Origin of the sequence: Streptomyces sp. NBC_01474 (assembly GCF_035918215.1) — a bacterium.
Lineage (GTDB): Bacteria > Actinomycetota > Actinomycetes > Streptomycetales > Streptomycetaceae > Streptomyces > Streptomyces aureus.
Genome location: NZ_CP109449.1, coordinates 7074204 through 7089635 on the forward strand (window position 1 = coordinate 7074204; position 15432 = coordinate 7089635).

A 15432-nucleotide genomic window follows, 5' to 3' on the forward strand; every position below is an offset into this window, starting at 1 on the left:
GGCCATTTCTCCGGTCCGCTGTTACGCTGCGGAACCCCAGGGAGGAGGGCCCCATGACCGACGCACTGCGGCCGATGACGGCCAGGCCGCGCCTGTACGAGCAGGTCCTCGACCGGCTGCGCGCCTACGTCGCCGAGGGCGGCCTGCGCGCCGGCGACCGCCTCCCGCCCGAGCGAGACCTGGCCGCCCGCCTCGGCGTGAGCCGCGCCTCCGTGAAGCAGGCCATCGTCGTCCTGGAGGTCCAGGGACTGGTGGAGGCCCGGCACGGCGGCGGCACGTACCTCATGCGCGACAGCCTCGACCCGGAGCCCGTCGAGCACATGGTGGAGCGCAGGCGCCGGCTGCCCGACGTCCTGGAGGCCCGCGAGGCCTTGGAGACCAAGCTCGCCGAGCTGGCCGCCGAACGCCGCACCGACGAGGACCTCAGCGCCCTGAACACGGCGCTCGACCGCATGGCCGCCGACATCGAGGAGGGCGGCCACGGCGTCGAGGGCGACCGGCTCTTCCACGCGGCCGTCACCGCGGCCGCCCACAGCGCGCTCCTCGCCGAGTTCATGCGGTCCATCGCCGACCAGGTCACCGAGTCCCGCACCGAGTCCCTGCGCCAGCCGCGCCGCCCCGCCCGCTCCCTCGCCCAGCACCGGGCGATCCTCGAGGCGATCGAGACGGGCCGCCCCGCACAGGCCGCGGCGGCGATGCGCCGCCATGTACGGACCGTGGCGAAGGTGCGGCTCCTGGACTGGGACCCGGACGAGGGCGAATAGCCGGTACCTGCCAGGGGGGTTGTTAGCCTGCGGAGCGCTATTCGTACGACCGCACCGACGCATGGAGTTCCCGTGGCAGACGCCCCCAACGGCAGCACGAGCCGGATCGCTCTGGTCACCAGCCGGCCCGGCATCGAGATCGACGGGGACCTGCCGCTGCTCGTGAAGGCGCTGAGTGAGCGGGGCGCCGAGGCCGAGACCGTGTTCTGGGACGACGCCGAGGTCGACTGGGCCTCGTTCGACCTCGCCGTCATCCGCTCCACCTGGGACTACAGCTGGCGCACCGCCGAGTTCGTCGCGTGGGCCGAGCGGTGCGGGGCGCTCACCCGGCTCGCCAACCCGGCGGACGTCGTGCGCTGGAACACCGACAAGCGGTATCTGGGCGAGCTGGCCGCACGCGGGGTACCCGTCGTCCCCACCCGTTACTTCGCGCCGGGCGACACCCCCGAGCTGCCCGCCGACCGCGAGTACGTGATCAAGCCGACCGCGGGCGCGGGCGCCCGGCTCGCGGGCCGCTACCGGCCCGAAGAGCGCGACACCGCCCTGCGCCAGCTCGCCCGCATGCACGGCGACGGCCTCACCGCGATGGTGCAGCCCTACGTCACGGACATCGACGTCACCGGCGAGCGCGCCGTCGTCTTCTGCGGCGGACGCTTCCTGCACGCCATCCGCAAGGGCGCCGTCCTCGCCGAGGGCGTGGCCTACGACGCGCACAAGACGCCCCATCCGGCGCTGGAGCCCTGGGAGCCCACGGCCGCCGAACTCGACGTGGCGGAGCGGGCGCTGGCCGCCGTGCCGGGCGCCCCCGAGCTGCTCTACGCGCGCGTCGACCTGGTCGACGGGAGCGACGGGAAGCCGTGCGTCATGGAGCTGGAGCTCGTCGAACCCAACCTGTTCCTCGGGACGGTCCACCCCGGTTCCCTGCCGGTCGTGGCCGACGCGATCATCGAGGTGGCCGTCGGCGTCAGCCGGTGAGCGTCCAGCGCTGGAGCAGCCCGTAGGTGAACTCCGCCCTGACGCCCCTGAGCGTCCCCTCCGCGTCCGGCGCCGCGAAGGCGAGGCCCCAGCGCGTGGGCGCCGAGCCCTCCAGCGGGCGGGCCGGCGGGAACGCCTCGGACACCTCGTCCACGGTGCAGGACCAGGGGACGAGGTCGTCGAGGGTGCGGAGCGTGGGTGCGGGCGCGCCGGGGGCCCGGACCAGCCACTCGTTCCACACCGCGCCGTTCGGGCCGGCCAGCGCCTCGAAGAGCAGACCGGGCCAGAGCGGCACTCGCCATTGGAGTGCCTCGCAGGTCAGGTCCCCGATCTGCCGGTTGACGGTCTGTTCGGGGGCGCCGAGGAGCGAGCGGTACAGGGACCGCGTGGTGAGCGGGCCCCTCACATGGCGTCTGGCCTGGTAGCGGCGGTTCGCCTCCCGCATCTGCGCCACCGACGCGCCGAGTTCCCGGCGCGCGTCCTCCACCAGCTCCGGGTTGTGGTCCGCCATGCGGCGCAGCAGGACCAGCTGGAAGTCGGTGACCGTGAAGGGCTCACCGGTGGGGGCGGGCCCGCGTCGCGCTGACATACGGTCCATGGTCGCGCACGGCGGCCGCGCCGTCAGGGCGACATCCGATCGAGCAGCCGCTCGTGCTCGTCCTCCGGGACCTGCTCGCCCGACGAGGGCAGGAGCTGGGGGATGCCGTCGACGATCGGGTAGCGGCGCCGCAGCCGGGGGTTGTAGAGCGCCTCGCCCGACAGGAGGGCGTCCTCCTCGGGCGGGAGGAGGTGCAGCGGGCCCTTGTCGAGCGGGCAGGCCAGGATCCTCAGCAGCGGGTCATCGGGCTTCACGGCGGGCCAACTCCTTGGCGGGCGAGGGTGGTGGGGGCGGCTGGTCGTCGTGCTTCGGCATGAGGAGCAGGACGGACACGGCGAGGACCGTGCCGGTCAGGCGCAGCGCCAGGGGCACCGGCTCGCGCGGCAGTGACTCGCCGAACGCGAGCGTGCCGAGCACGGCCGTGAACAGGCACGTCACCGTCGAGCACACGGGCACGATCAGGGAGGCGCGGCACCTCTGGAGCGCCGCCTGCGACATGACGAGCCCGAACCCGCCCGTGCACAGCAGGAGATAGGGGTAGGGCGAGGTCAGCAGGTGCAGAGCGGCCGCGCCGAGCCGGTCCGTGGTCAGATACCCGGCCACCCCCTTGATGGCCAGCGAGCTCACGCCGTAGAGCAGGCCCACCGCGACCCCGTACTCGACGCCGGTCGTCGGGAGGCGGTGCCTGCGGCGCGTCCTGCGCTCGGCGAGGCCGTACAGGAGGAGCCCCGCCGCGAGCGTCGGCACGCACACCCCGAGGATCAGCGCGGCGGGGGCGCCCTTGCCGACCGTGTCGCTTCCCTGGCGCAGGGACAGTACGACCATGAGGAGCGCGGCGAGGATCGCTCCGATCGCGTACCGCTCCCGGCCCGTCGTGCGTTCCCCGAGGAGCGCCGAGGACAGGAGCAGCAGGAGGACGAGGCCGGAGACGAAGATGGCCTGCGCGGCGGCGATGGGAAGCGTTCTGTAGACCGCGAGCTGTGCCCCGAACCCGGTGGCGAGAGCCAGGGAGCCGCCGAGCCACAGGGGGCTGCCGGCGACGAGGCGCACCAGGTGGGCCGGGCGGCGCACACTGATCTGCGGCAGCGCGGCGAGCGCCCGCTTCTCCAGGACGAACCCGGTGCTGTAGAGGACGTTCGCGAGCAGCGCCGCGCCGACGCCCCACCACATCGCGGTCATCCCGCTCACGTCTTCCTGGCGTGCAGCAGGAGGATCGAGGAGAGGGACGGCGCCGCGCAGGCGAGCCGGTCCAGAGGGCGCAGCGGGCGCGGCACCCCGTGGAAGGGCGCGCCCGTGACCCGTACGACGTCGAAGCCCGCCGAGGCGACGAACGAGCGCAGCGCGCGGGCCGTGTACAGCCGCAGATGGCCCACGACCTCGCTGCCCGGGCGGCCGTGCACCCCGCGCAGGCTGACCTCGGAGAAGACGGGCTGCACCCCGGCGAGCAGCAGCGCCCGGTTGTACCAGGCGGCGAGGTTCGGCGTGGACAGCATGAGATGGCCGCCCGGGCGCAGGATCCGGCGGATCTCGTCGAGCGCGGCATCGGGGTCGACGAGGTGCTCGATCACCTCGCTGAACAGGACGGCGTCGGCGGATCCCGCCGCGAACGGCAGCCCGCTCGCGGTGAGTTCACCGCGCACCACGTCCGGGATGCGGGCCCTGGCCCGCTTGAGGGCGTCCTGCGACCAGTCGACGCCGACGATGCGGTGGCCCGCGAGGAGCGGCGCCGCGGTGGCCGCGGCCTGTCCGTCGCCGCAGCCGATGTCGACGACCGTGGCGGGGAAGGGCGCGGGCCGGCCGAGCGCGGCGGCGAGCGCGCGGGCCTGGCGGTGGGAGCGCTGTTCGCCTGAGGCGACCGGGGTTGCCGGGTCCTCGTAGAAGTCCCGCAGCCCGGGCGGGGCGGACGTGGTGGTCATGGCGTCGCCTCCTGCGTCGCGTGCAGGTAGTGCTCGAACAGGTCCCGCAGCCGGTCGCCGTCGCCCGGTCCGAGCAGGGTGCGTGACCAGCGCAGGGCGAGGTGCAGCCGGCCGGCCGTGGACGCGGTCGTCACGGTCAGGCCGCGCGGCATGCGCGCGGGCGCCGAGAACCAGACGGCGTGGGCGCGGCCCGCGTCGCCGAAGTCGAGCGGGTAGGGGACGCGGCCGATGTTGCTGAGCAGCGTGGTCGACGTCCAGGGTGCGGCGGCCCTGCGCAGCCCGCGGGTGACCGCGGCGCGCCAGGCGACCGGGGCGAGCGGGGCGGTGAGGAGGGCGGCGCCGTGACCGAGCTGGGGCCGGTCGAGGGCCTTGAGTGCGCGAGTGCGCACCGAGGTGCGATGCAGCAGGAGTGGAATGCCGGTGGCCGTCAACTCCTGTGGCTCGAAGGTGACTTCGACGAGACGGGTGCCGTTGCCGATGGGCATGTCCGCGCCCCGGGGCCGGTCGTCCACCGGCATCGTGATGCGCAGGGGGCGCGGGCGCGCGCCGTGCTCCCTGTTCCAGTGCGTGATCATCAGGGCGGTGGCGGCCATGAGCTGGTCGTTGACGGTGTACGGGGCGCCGGCGGGCCGGTGCGGCACGGGCAGGTCCGCGACCAGGAGACCGTTGCCGGGCGAGAGGGCGGGTGAGGTGTCGGGGGTGCCGGGGGCGACGCGGGCGGGCGGCGTCCACGGCGAGGGCCCGCGCAGGGCTGGCCCCGGCGCCCCGGGCGGCGCCCGGTGTGACGGAGGCGCGCCGGGGGCGTCGTCGTGGCCCCCGTAGATCTCGGCCGCCGTCGCGAGGACGCGCAGGCAGGCCGGGCCGTCCAGAGCGGTGTGGTTGATGGTGAGGAAGAGGACCGCGGCACTGTCCTCCCGCTCCCGCACCACCTCCAGACGGATCGGCGGCGACGCGGTCAGCGGCGGGGCGTGTGTCAGCGCGCGCGTCCGGGCGTCCTTGAGCGCGTCCGGTCCCGCCGGCGGGAAGGTGACCACGTCCACATCGGGTCCGCGGGTCAGCTCCCACTCGTAGCGCCGCCGGTACCAGGGGCCCGCCGCCTCCCGCATCAGGATGCGCGGATGGCGGCGCAGCGCCTCGGCGAAGGCGGCCGTCAGCCGGGCGGGGTCAGGGGCGCCCGGCAGGTGGACCTCGATGTGGACGGTCTCCGGCTCCTCGTCCTGGAGACAGTGCCGGGCGACCTCGTCGACCACGGGAAACGGGACACGTCGCGGCGCGACGGGGGCCGGCACGCTCATGCCGATCCTTCCTGCGAGGGGCCGCCGGGCGGCCGCGACGGACCGGCCGGCGGCCTCGCCGGCCTGTGAGTGGTGGCCAGTGCCGCGAACAGGGCCACCAGCGCGAGGAGTTGGGCCGCCGGACCGAAGGCGCCCGCGGACGACCGGGACGGTTCCCCGGCTCCCACCGCGGCGGCGATGCCCGCGCCCGCCATCGCCAGGAACGCGATCGGGACGAGGAGCGAGTGCCGCCGCCACGCCACGAGCGCGAGCACCGGGACTAGCAGCGCGAGCGGACCCGCGATCACCGCGCCGACCAGGGTGAGCGCCACCGTGCCGAGCAGCAGCCCGGGCGGCGGGGCGGGCGGCGTCACATCTGTGGTCGCGGCGCGCCGCCGGAAGAGGGCGATCCCGGCCAGCGCGAGCACGCCCGCGGCCCCGCCGAACAGCCCCGCCTCGTACGTCCGCGCCGGTTCGTAGCTCAGCTTCACGGTGCCGCCCGCGCCCTGGGGGACGAGGAAGCCCTGCTGCCAGCCGTCCAGGCGCAACGGGGTCAGCTCCTTGCCGTCGAGGGTCGCCTTCCAGCCGTCGTTGACGTTCTCGTACGTCGTCAGATAGGTGGCGGGGCCGGAGCCGACGGTCGCCTCCCTGCGGTCGCCGAGCCAGTCGCGGATGCGCAGGGCGCGGCCGGCGGGCGGGGTGGTGGAGGGTGCGTCGGTGCGGGTGAGAGTGGCGTCGGTGAGGCGGAGGGGGCCCTTGTCCTGTGGTGTCTCCAGGGTGTGGGTGCCGGCGGGGAGCGCCGGCGACGCAGGGGCCTGCCCGCACAGGGTGACGGCGATGGGGCGGCGCTCCACGAGGTCCCTGACCGTTCCCTTCGCGCCGGTGTGGTGGCGTGTGCCGTCGACCGTGACGTCCGGGCCCTTGCCGCAGGGCAGGCTGAACTTGCGGGTGGGCGACGGCTGCGGCGTGCGGTACCGGTCGAGCGCCGGGAGGTACGCCTCCGTCAGCCCGACCGGCAGTTGCAGATCGGCGTCCGCCACCGGGTTGTGGACGGTGAGGGGCGCCGTCGCCGTGACGGTGATGTCCAGGCGGTCCGTGGTGATCGGGTCGAAGCGGGCCACGCCGTTCTCGTCGACGCCCGCCACGGCCGCCCCGTCCGGCGAGCTGATCTCGATCTTCTCGGGGCGGGTGGAGAGGCCGCCGGCGGCGGCGAGTACGACTTCTCCCACCGGCTGCTTGTCCGGCCAGCGCAGATGGAGGGTGGGCCGGTCGCCCGCGATCCACGCCGTGGTCAGGTCGCCGTCCGTGAGATTGCGCGCCGACAGGTCGCCGCCGAGCGCGGACGTGGAGTCCGCGGTGGCCGTGATCCGGCGGCGCTGATCGGGCGCCACCTCGTAGAGGAGTTTGTCGAACGCGTCGCCCGGAGCGGGCCGCGCGCTCGCCTTGAGGGTGTATGTGCCGCCTGCGGCGGTCGTGAACCGGCGCCCGAGGTTCGGCTCCTCGGTGGTCGCGTGGAAGCTGAACTGCTGTGCGTCCGTGGAGTCCTGGGGCAGCCGAAGCAGCCGGGTCACCCGGACGCCCGGGATGTCGACGTCCGAGAAGCCCGCGCCCGCGAGACCCGTGTGCCCCGCCTGCGCGCCCAGGATCGTGACCCGCAGCCAACTGGTGTTGCCCGCCGGGGCCTTGACGGTCTGGCGCCTGCCGTTCGGCTGAAGGGGCGAAGTGGCCGAGCCGGATTCCGTCTGTACGCGGATGCGGGTCGGCGCGGCCCTGACTCCCTCCTGCGGCAGGGGGGTCACCTGGAGCGTGCCGGGCACGGGTGTCTTCGAGGAGAACGCGATCCGCAGCCACTGCCCGTCGGGCGTGCCCGGTGTGCCCTCCGCCCACGCCGTGTCCGGGTTCCCGTCGAACGCGTTCACCGGGTCGTACTGCGGCAGGTGGAACAGCCAGTTCCCGCTCGACGACGCCGTGACCTGCGCGGCGCCGCGCAGCACGGCGGTCGTCTGATGCCGGACCCCGTCGCCCGGCAGGATCTGCCGCGGCTTCGCCCCCGGGTCCTGCGTGCTGCCCGGGGAGTTCCGCTCGGTCGGCGTGTACGTGTACGAGGTGTTGGAGCCGACCAGGCCGAAGCGGGTGTCGGCGCGGCGAAGGCCGTCACCGGCCGTGCGCAGCGCGGGCGTTCCGATGCCGGGGTGGTTGTCGCCGGCCAGGACGGTGGGCCTGCCGCGCATCGCCGGGTCGGCGGACAGCGGCAGGAGCGACTCGGGGCCGCCACTGACCTCCGCCGTGCCGGAGACCGGCAGCAGGGCTGCCTGCCCGGGGCGCCGCGCGGAGCCGGGTGCGTAGATCTCCACCGCCCGCAGGCGCGGATAGAGCCCCTCGACCTGGAGCGGGGTGCCCTCGGCGATGCGTCCGCCGGTCGTGACGGGCCCGAACCCGGTGACGCGCCGGTACCCGGACTCCTCCAGGGTGCGCTTGACGGTCGCGGTCGGTACGTAGCCCAGCTGGTCGGGGTCGAGGTCGTTGCGTACGGCGACGAAGTACAGGCCCGCCCGGCTCAAGTAGTCCTGGAGACCCGGGACTTCACCGCCGGTGGTCAGAGCCTGCTCGACGGCGTCAAGGGCGCGGCGGTTGCCGGGAGTGCCGAACGGCACGTAGTCGCGCTGCGCCCAGCGCGACTCGGCGAGGACGTCGAGGGGCTGGTCGATGGGGGAGCCCCAGGTGTAGATGCCGTGCGCGGTGGCGGGCACGACGAGGGCGCGCGAGTCGGGCGAGTGCTTCTTCAGCCAGTGCGCCGTCGTGTCCCAGTACGCGGGCAGGGAGCGGAACGAACCCGGTTGCAGGATCGAGCCGTTGAGGTACGGCCAGGCGAGACCCGGCAGGATCAGCACCGCCGCCAGGAGGGGCGCGTACCGGCGGTGGCGCAGGGGGCGGGCGCCGCGCGGCTCGGCCGCGACCGCCGTCACATGCATCAGCCCGAAGGCCAGGGCGAGCCCGAGGCCGGTCTGGAACTTGTAGATGTTGCGGAACGGGACCAGGCCGCCGTTCAGCCAGGACTGCACCGTGGAGTGGAAGGGCGCCCCGAGCGCACCGCCGTAGCCCGCGAGGGTGATCAGCGCGACCGTGAGGACCGTCAGGACGAGCCAGCGGCGCTCCGGCAGATCGCGGCGGGCGAGCCCCGCGAGCCCGAAGGCCGCCGCGAGCGCCGACCCGACGACAGTCACGGCCGCCGTCGCGACCGTCCAGCCCGCAGGCAGCCAGGCCTCGCCGAAGTGCAGGTACGCCACCCAGTTCCCGGCGCCGCGCAGTGACTCGGCGGCCGACATGGTGCCGGTCGTGGTCTGTGAAGTCTCCACGTACGGAAGGAAGTTCTCGCCGTACACACCCAGGAGGAGCAGGGGCAGGATCCACCAGGCCGTCGCGAGGATCACCGACGGGGTCCACCACGCGATCAGCTTGCGGCGGCGCGGGCCCGCCGGGCGGGAGAGGAGATAGAGGCCCACCGGGAGGAGGGAGGCGAGAGTGGCCGCCGCGTTCACCCCGCCCATGAACGGGATGAGGAGCGCCGAGCGCGTCGCCGCGACGCGGGCGCTCGTGCGGTCGTTCGTGAGCGGCAGCAGCACCCACGGCAGGAACGCGCCCGGCAGGGCGGCCGCCGACGTCGAGCCGACGACGATCGTGAACGCCGGCCACAGCGCGTAGGCCACGGCGCCGAGCAGCCGGGTCCGCGGGCTGCCGACCCTGAGGCGCTCCGCGAGGCGCAGGGCACCCCAGAACGCCACCGTCACGATGATCGACAGCCACAGCCGCTCGGCCAGCCACACCGGCAGGTGCGTCAGCCGCGCGAGCCCGTAGTAGGGCAGCATCGGGAACGAGTAGCCCACGTACTGGTCGAAGATCCCGCCGAAGCCCGCCCGGTCGTGCCACAGGTCGCCCAGGTCCGTGAGGAACTTCCACGGGTCGAGCGCGACACCCAGCTTCGTGTCGAACGTCATGCGCCCGGGCGACACCGCCACGAACAGCACGAACAGCGTCGCCCAGAAGGCCGGCAGCCAGCGCCGTGAGCGCGGCCCCCGCCCGTGTCCTGGCCGGGAGGGGGCGGGGCGGGCCGCCGCCGGGGGCGGCGCCTGGACCGTGCTCGTCATGGAGAACACCGCCGGAGGATGAGGAGGAGGTTCCAGGTGGCGAACTCGCGTACCCCCGGCACCTTCGCGACGGTCGCCGCGAGGAACGGCCAGTAGCGGGAGCGCGCGGAGACGACGGTGATGTCGTCACGGGCCCTGACCTGGCGCAGCGTCGGGCCGATGTGATGCGCGAAGAGGTTCTCGCCGAGCGTGTGCTTGGGCGGCCTGCCCGTGCGCCGCTGATAGCGGGCGCGGGCCCGGTCGGCGCCCAGGTAGTGCCAGGGCGCCCACTCGTGACCGCCCCACGGGGACAGCCAGTTGGTGAACGAGAGATAGACGATCCCGCCCGGCCGCGTCACCCGGACCAGCTCGCTGAGGAACGTCTGGGGGTCGTCCACGTGCTCTAGGACGTTCGAGGAGAACGTGACATCGGCAGCGCCCTCCGCGAGCGGCAGCAGATAGCCGTCCGCCACGACAGCGGGCGCGGCCGGCCGCGAGCCCAGCTCCTGCGCGTCGGGCTCGAAGAGGAAGCCGTGCGCGCCGCGCCGCCGGAACTCCCGCGTGAAGTAGCCGGATCCGCCGCCCACATCGACGACGACCTTCCCCGCGACGCCTCCGCAGACCGCCTCGACCTGGTCGGCGGCGTCGCGGGCCAGCAGGGAGTAGCAGGCCTCGGGGTCCTGCTGTTCGCGCAGGAACGCGCGGAACAGGGCGAGCGAGCGGCGAAGCGACGGGTCGGGCGGGGACGTCCGTGTCGAGTGCGTCATGGCGCGGGGCTCCTCACCGCCTCGGCGGCCACGGCTCTGAACTGCCGCACCGTGTGCGCCCAGCGGAAGGTCGCGGCGCGCTCCTCGGCGGCCTTGCCCATCAGCCGGCGCCGCTGTCCGGACAGGGCCAGCGCGCACCAGGCCGCCGCGAACGACGACTCGCCGCGTGCGAGAAGACCCGTGACCCCGTCCTCGACGGAGTCGCGCAGCCCCGGCACGTCGAATCCGATCGCCGGGGTCCCGCGCGCGGCGGCCTCCGTGACGACCAGGCCCCACCCCTCCACGGCGGAGGGGTGCAGCAGCAGCCACGCCTCGCACAGCAGCCGGTTCTTCTCGGCCTCGGAGACATGACCCCTGAACTCGACGCCGGGGCCCGCGAGTTGTTCGAGCCGGTCCCGCTCGGGTCCGTCGCCGACGATGAGGAGCCGGCCGCCGGTGACCGGCCGCACCCGCTCCCACAGGCGCAGCAGCAGATCGATCCGCTTGTACTCGACGAGCCTGCCCATCGCGAGGAAGAGCGGCTCACGGGAGCGGTCCGCGCGAGGGCCCGGCTCCTCGACGCCGTTGTGGACGACGCGGATGCGTTCGCGTTCGACGCCGAGTGCCCGCAGCGCGGTGGCCGTCGACGGCGAGACGGCCACCAGCAGACCGCGGCGCTCGGCGCCGGACAGCGCCCAGTGCTCCAGCCGTCGCCCGAGTCGCGCGGCCGGCGCGAGCGGCCCGCCGAAGCGCATGCGCCACAGATCGGTGTGGACGTGGTTGACCAGGCGCAGCGTCGGGCCGCGGTGCCACAGCGGCGCCAGATACGGCATGCCGTTGCACACCTCCACGAGCAGGTCGCAGTCGCCGACCTGGCGGGCGAACGCGGAGCGCGCCCGCAGGTAGTGGCCGAGGTCGCCACCGGCCGACACGACGCGGTAGGCGCGGAACGCGGCGGGCCCGCCGCACAGCAGCGTCACCTCGTGGCCCAGGCGGGTCAGCCCGTCGGCCAGCCGGTCGACGAGGAGTTCGGAGCCGCCCGCGGCCGGGTTGCCGAGGTCGCGGTGGGCGAGGAAGACGATCCGGCGCGGCGGTGGGGGAAGCGCCGGGTGGGGACGTGCGTCGCCCGGGTGGGGCGTGCGCAGGGGTGTGGGCACGTGCTGGGGCATGGGTGCTCCAACTCGTCTCGGGGTGCGGAACTGTGTGGGGGGACTTGCGTGGAGCGTTCGGGGACGGTGCCTTCGCGGGCGCCGTTACGGGGACTGGCTCGGGCTGCGGAACGGGGTGCCGGGGCGGCTGTGACGAAGGAGCTGTGCCGGGGCTGTGCGGGGGCCGTGCGTGAACTGTGCGGGAGGTGGGGTGGGACAGTTTTCGCCGAGCTGTTCGATGCGGCTACTCACCGAGGTGACAAATTCTCAGCTTTCCGGAGCTGACGTCTCATCACATCGTGGAGGGTTCCAGCACTGTTGGGGACGAATCGGGATTCGACGGTCCGCTCCCGTCCGTACCGCCCCGTCCGCCCCTGCCCCGTACGACGAACACGGCACCCAGTGCCGCGAGCGCCAGGCCGGCCGCGCCCGCCCCGAGCGGGAGCGTCGCGCCGAGGAGGTGGAGCCGGCCGCTGTCGTCGTCGGCGAGAGCGACCTGCTGCCGCTGCGTGGCCGGGGTGAACGCGATGCGCTCGCTGTCCAGGAGCACGACCGCGTCCTTCGCCGAACCGGGGGCGCGCAGCGTCTTGCGCGGGCCGATCGCCGCGTAGACGATCCGGCCCGTCTTCGGATCGGCGACCAGTTCGATGCCGTGGTTCGCGTACCACTCCTCGGCCAGCACCTGATTCCGCTTCGGCTGTCCCACGATCGTCCCGGGCACCAGACGTGACCCGGTCTTCGTGGCGGGGACGGTGCCGGTGAAGCGGTAGCCCTCGTAGCCCTGGATCCTCTTCGTGCCCCGGTAGGTGAGCGTGACCGTCGCGCCGAGCGTGTTGTCCCACCAGCGGTAGGCGCGCTTGTGCACGTCGAAGGGGAACTTGAGGTAGGCCTCGCCCTCGAAGGACGGCTGCTCACCGCAGCAGTGCACCGGCGCGTTGGTCCTGCGGTCGGTGACCCATCGTTCCAGGGTCCACTGGAGCGCGTCGTGCGGGTCCGCCGCGGGCAGTGACGCGTCGGTGTCGACGGACGTGGACACGTCCCACACCGCCCGGCCGCTCTTCTCGGACGCGGCCACATCGCCGCGCACCTGGCGCGTGACGGTGATCCTCCTGCCGTGCACGGTCTTCACCGCGCCGGTGTCGAAGTAGCTTCCGGTTCCGGTGAACACGGTCGTCGTGTCGACGTCGACGGGGGTGCGTTCGGCGCGCGGCTCGACGTACCACGCGAGCAGCGGGGCCAGGGCGAGAAGGAACGCGCCGAGACCCAGTGTGAGCAGGGAGAAAGGTGAGGCTGTTCGACGCATCCGGCACTCCTGGGGGTGGGGGAGGGAGGTCTGGTGCGGGCGCAACGCGGCTTTGGGCCGGGAACCGTAGGCGCACCCTTGACGGAGTGTCAATGCATTGCAGAGACTGGGCACTTGCCGGAACGGGGCCCGGCACGCGCTGCGCACGGGTGGGGATTCGACCTCCAGAACGAGAGGCTGACCCTGCGATGAACCGACTGCTCGCCGCCGCCCTGACCGTCGCGGCAGGTGCCGTGCTCGCCCTCGGCGCCTCCCTGGGCGTCGTCGCCCTCCTGAACGCCACCCCGGACCAGCCGAACGTGCCGCTCGTGACGTACGAGACGGCCGGCCGGGAGCGCTGAGGGGTGCCCCCTGTTCCGTCCGGCGGCCCTGCCGCCCACACCGCCGTGCGGCCCGAGCGCTCGGCCTGGCGCGATGTGCCCCGGCTCCAGGTGAAACGGTTCGCCGGGCTCGCCATGGCCGAGGCGCCCGCCCTCGCGGAGGACATCCTGCGGGAGATCCGCCGCGAATACCCCCACTTACCCCTCGTGCTCGACGAGTCCGGCGAGCCCATGGCGCTCGTCGGCATCCGCAGAGCCATCGAGGGATTCGTGCAGCTCCAGCTCGCCGACGCGGAGGACCGGCCGCGCTCCCATCCGGCCGTCTTCCAGGAGTTCGGCCGCGGCCAGAGCCTGCACGGCCGCAGCCTCGACTCCCTCCAGGCCATGTACCGGCTAGGCGTTCGCCTGGCCTGGCGCCGCCTCGCCGAACTCGGCCAGCGGGCCCTCATCCCGCCACCCGCCATGTACGAACTCGCCGAGTCGGGCTTCGAGTACCTCGACGGACTCGTCGACCAGTCCGTACGCGGCTACGCCGAGGCCGCCGCCCGGCAGGCCGGCGAACGCCTGCGCCTCCAGCGCAAACTCATCGACCTGCTGCTCGCCGAGCAGACCGAGCACACCGGCCACCCCGAACGCGGCGCCGCCGCCCCGCCCGACCCCGCGCGGGCCCTCGCCGAACGGGCCGCGCGGATCGGCTGGCCCCTGCCCGGCCGGGTCTCCGTCGGAGTCCTCCTGCGCCCCGCGCGCGAGGCCGTCGCGCCCGCCGTCGGACAGGGCGTGCTCCTCGACATGGAGACCGAGCAGCCCCGCATGGTCGTGCCCGATCCCGACGCGGCGGGCCGCCCCGAACTCCTGCGCCGCGCCATGGCCGGCTGGTCCGGCGCGATCGGCCCGCCCGTGCCGCTGCCCGACGCGGCGAAGTCCCTGCGCTGGGCCGAGGCCGCGGTCCGGCTCGTGGAGCGCGGGCTGCTCCCGGCGGGCGAGGTGCTCCACTGCACCGAACACACCCAGGCCCTCGTGCTGCTCCAGCCCGAGGAACTCATCGACGACCTGTCGCGCCGCGCGCTCGCGCCCCTCGCCCACTGCGGCCCCACCCACGCCCGCCGCATGGCCGACACCCTCCTCGCCTGGCTGGAGACGCGCGGCGGCGCACCCGAGGTGGCCGCCCGGCTCGGCGTCCACCCGCAGACCGTCCGCTACCGGCTGCGCCAGATCCGCGAGCTGTGGGGCGACGAGATCGACGACCCGGACCGCCGCTTCGAGCTCGAACTGGTGCTGCGGGCACGGCGGTTGAGGGATCTGCACGGCGGGCCGTGACCGACCCGTCAGTCCTTCGGCTGCCGGCGGGCCTGCCGCACCTCGCGGTCGACCGCCCACGGGTCCGACACCGGGCCCAGGTGCCCGAGCTTGTCGGGGTTGATCACCAAGCGGATCGTCTGGATCTGCCCGTCGAGCACGTCGAGCGTGACGGTGTTGAGGACCCTGCCGTCCCGGTCGCGCAGGATCGCGCCCGGCTGACCGTTCATCTCGTGCGGCTCGGACGTCACGTCGATCCGGAACATCACGGGGAAGACCGAAGCCAGCAGCCGGGCCACGTTGCTCGCGCCCGCGACGGGCCTGGCGAGCTGCGGGGCGTTGCCGCCGCCGTCGCCGACCAGGGACACATCGGCGGCGAGCAGCTCTTGCAGGCCGTCGACGTCGCCCTCCCGCAACGCGTCGAAGAACCGAGCCGACAGTTGCTCCCGCTCCTGGCGGTCGGCCTCGAACCGGGGCCGGCCCGCGTCCATGTGGCGCCGCGCCCGCACCGCGAGCTGGCGGCACGCGGCCTCCGAGCGGTCCACGGCCGAGGCGATCTCGGGGAAGCCGAACGCGAACACCTCCCGCAGCACGAAGACCGCCCGCTCCAGCGGGCTGAGCCGTTCCAGGAGCAGCAGCGCCGCCATGGAAACCGAGTCGGCCAGCTCCACCGAGCGCGCCGGATCCGCATAGGGGTCGGACAGGAGCGGCTCGGGGAACCACGGCCCGACGTAGGCCTCCCGCCGCACGCGGGCCGAGCCGAGCACGTCGATCGAGATCCGGGTGACCGTGGCCGACAGGAACGCCTTGGCCGACCTGGGCTGTGTCGTGGACGCCGAGAAGCGCAGCCACGTCTCCTGCACCGCGTCCTCGGCCTCGCTCACGCTGCCCAGGATGCGGTAGGCGATCGAGAACAGCAGAGGCCGCAGCTCCTCGAACTCCTCGACCCGTCTCATGCGGTTCCTCCC

The 15432-nt window shown here is 74.0% G+C and carries 14 protein-coding genes; 4 read left to right on the forward strand and 10 right to left on the reverse strand.

Annotated features, from left to right (window positions below; all coding sequences use genetic code 11):
- Nucleotides 1-53 precede the first annotated feature (53 nt).
- Both OG758_RS32215 and OG758_RS32220 read left to right on the forward strand, forming a co-directional pair.
- Nucleotides 54-764: a FadR/GntR family transcriptional regulator gene (locus OG758_RS32215; protein WP_326713141.1), complete on the forward strand. Its 711-nt coding sequence runs from the start codon at nucleotides 54-56 to the stop codon at nucleotides 762-764.
- A gap of 72 nt (nucleotides 765-836) precedes the next feature.
- Nucleotides 837-1739, forward strand: coding sequence for an ATP-grasp domain-containing protein (locus OG758_RS32220; protein ID WP_326713142.1), 903 nt, complete (start codon nucleotides 837-839; stop codon nucleotides 1737-1739).
- Here the strand turns inward: OG758_RS32220 and OG758_RS32225 are convergent.
- From OG758_RS32225 to OG758_RS32265, 9 genes are all read right to left on the reverse strand, one after another.
- Entirely contained in the window at nucleotides 1729-2328 is a 600-nt protein-coding gene (locus OG758_RS32225) for a hypothetical protein (protein ID WP_326713143.1), read from the reverse strand. The two genes, OG758_RS32220 and OG758_RS32225, sit on opposite strands and share 11 nt — an antisense overlap.
- Nucleotides 2329-2360: 32 nt before the next feature.
- On the reverse strand, nucleotides 2361-2591 hold the full coding sequence (locus OG758_RS32230; protein WP_100591888.1) for a Trm112 family protein: 231 nt from the start codon (nucleotides 2589-2591) through the stop codon (nucleotides 2361-2363).
- A complete protein-coding gene (locus OG758_RS32235; RefSeq protein WP_326716104.1) occupies nucleotides 2578-3507 on the reverse strand; it encodes a hypothetical protein in 930 nt (309 codons plus the stop codon). Before OG758_RS32235 ends, OG758_RS32230 begins: the two co-directional genes overlap by 14 nt.
- Nucleotides 3508-3521: 14 nt before the next feature.
- Nucleotides 3522-4253, reverse strand: a complete 732-nt coding sequence (locus OG758_RS32240) for a class I SAM-dependent methyltransferase (protein WP_326713144.1) — start codon at nucleotides 4251-4253, stop codon at nucleotides 3522-3524.
- A complete protein-coding gene (locus OG758_RS32245) occupies nucleotides 4250-5548 on the reverse strand; it encodes a condensation protein (protein WP_326713145.1) in 1299 nt (432 codons plus the stop codon). Before OG758_RS32245 ends, OG758_RS32240 begins: the two co-directional genes overlap by 4 nt.
- Nucleotides 5545-9672: an alpha-(1->3)-arabinofuranosyltransferase gene (locus OG758_RS32250; RefSeq protein ID WP_326713146.1), complete on the reverse strand. Its 4128-nt coding sequence runs from the start codon at nucleotides 9670-9672 to the stop codon at nucleotides 5545-5547. Before OG758_RS32250 ends, OG758_RS32245 begins: the two co-directional genes overlap by 4 nt.
- Nucleotides 9669-10418 (reverse strand): class I SAM-dependent methyltransferase, encoded by a 750-nt coding sequence (locus tag OG758_RS32255; protein ID WP_326713147.1) that lies wholly within the window; start codon nucleotides 10416-10418, stop codon nucleotides 9669-9671. Before OG758_RS32255 ends, OG758_RS32250 begins: the two co-directional genes overlap by 4 nt.
- A complete protein-coding gene (locus OG758_RS32260) occupies nucleotides 10415-11566 on the reverse strand; it encodes a glycosyltransferase family 4 protein (RefSeq protein ID WP_326713148.1) in 1152 nt (383 codons plus the stop codon). The genes OG758_RS32255 and OG758_RS32260 overlap by 4 nt, the downstream gene beginning before the upstream one ends.
- A 271-nt stretch (nucleotides 11567-11837) precedes the next feature.
- Entirely contained in the window at nucleotides 11838-12848 is a 1011-nt protein-coding gene (locus OG758_RS32265; protein WP_326713149.1) for a DUF3068 domain-containing protein, read from the reverse strand.
- 188 nt (nucleotides 12849-13036) lie between these two features.
- Here OG758_RS32265 and OG758_RS32270 point away from each other — a divergent pair, with 188 nt between their 5' ends.
- Nucleotides 13037-13189: a hypothetical protein gene (locus tag OG758_RS32270; RefSeq protein ID WP_165914430.1), complete on the forward strand. Its 153-nt coding sequence runs from the start codon at nucleotides 13037-13039 to the stop codon at nucleotides 13187-13189.
- A gap of 3 nt (nucleotides 13190-13192) precedes the next feature.
- Complete coding sequence (locus tag OG758_RS32275; protein WP_326713150.1) at nucleotides 13193-14485, forward strand: helix-turn-helix domain-containing protein; 1293 nt, start codon at nucleotides 13193-13195, stop codon at nucleotides 14483-14485.
- An 8-nt stretch (nucleotides 14486-14493) separates the two neighbouring features.
- Here OG758_RS32275 and OG758_RS32280 read toward each other — a convergent pair whose 3' ends face one another.
- Complete coding sequence (locus OG758_RS32280; protein WP_326713151.1) at nucleotides 14494-15420, reverse strand: RNA polymerase sigma-70 factor; 927 nt, start codon at nucleotides 15418-15420, stop codon at nucleotides 14494-14496.
- Nucleotides 15421-15432 lie beyond the last annotated feature (12 nt).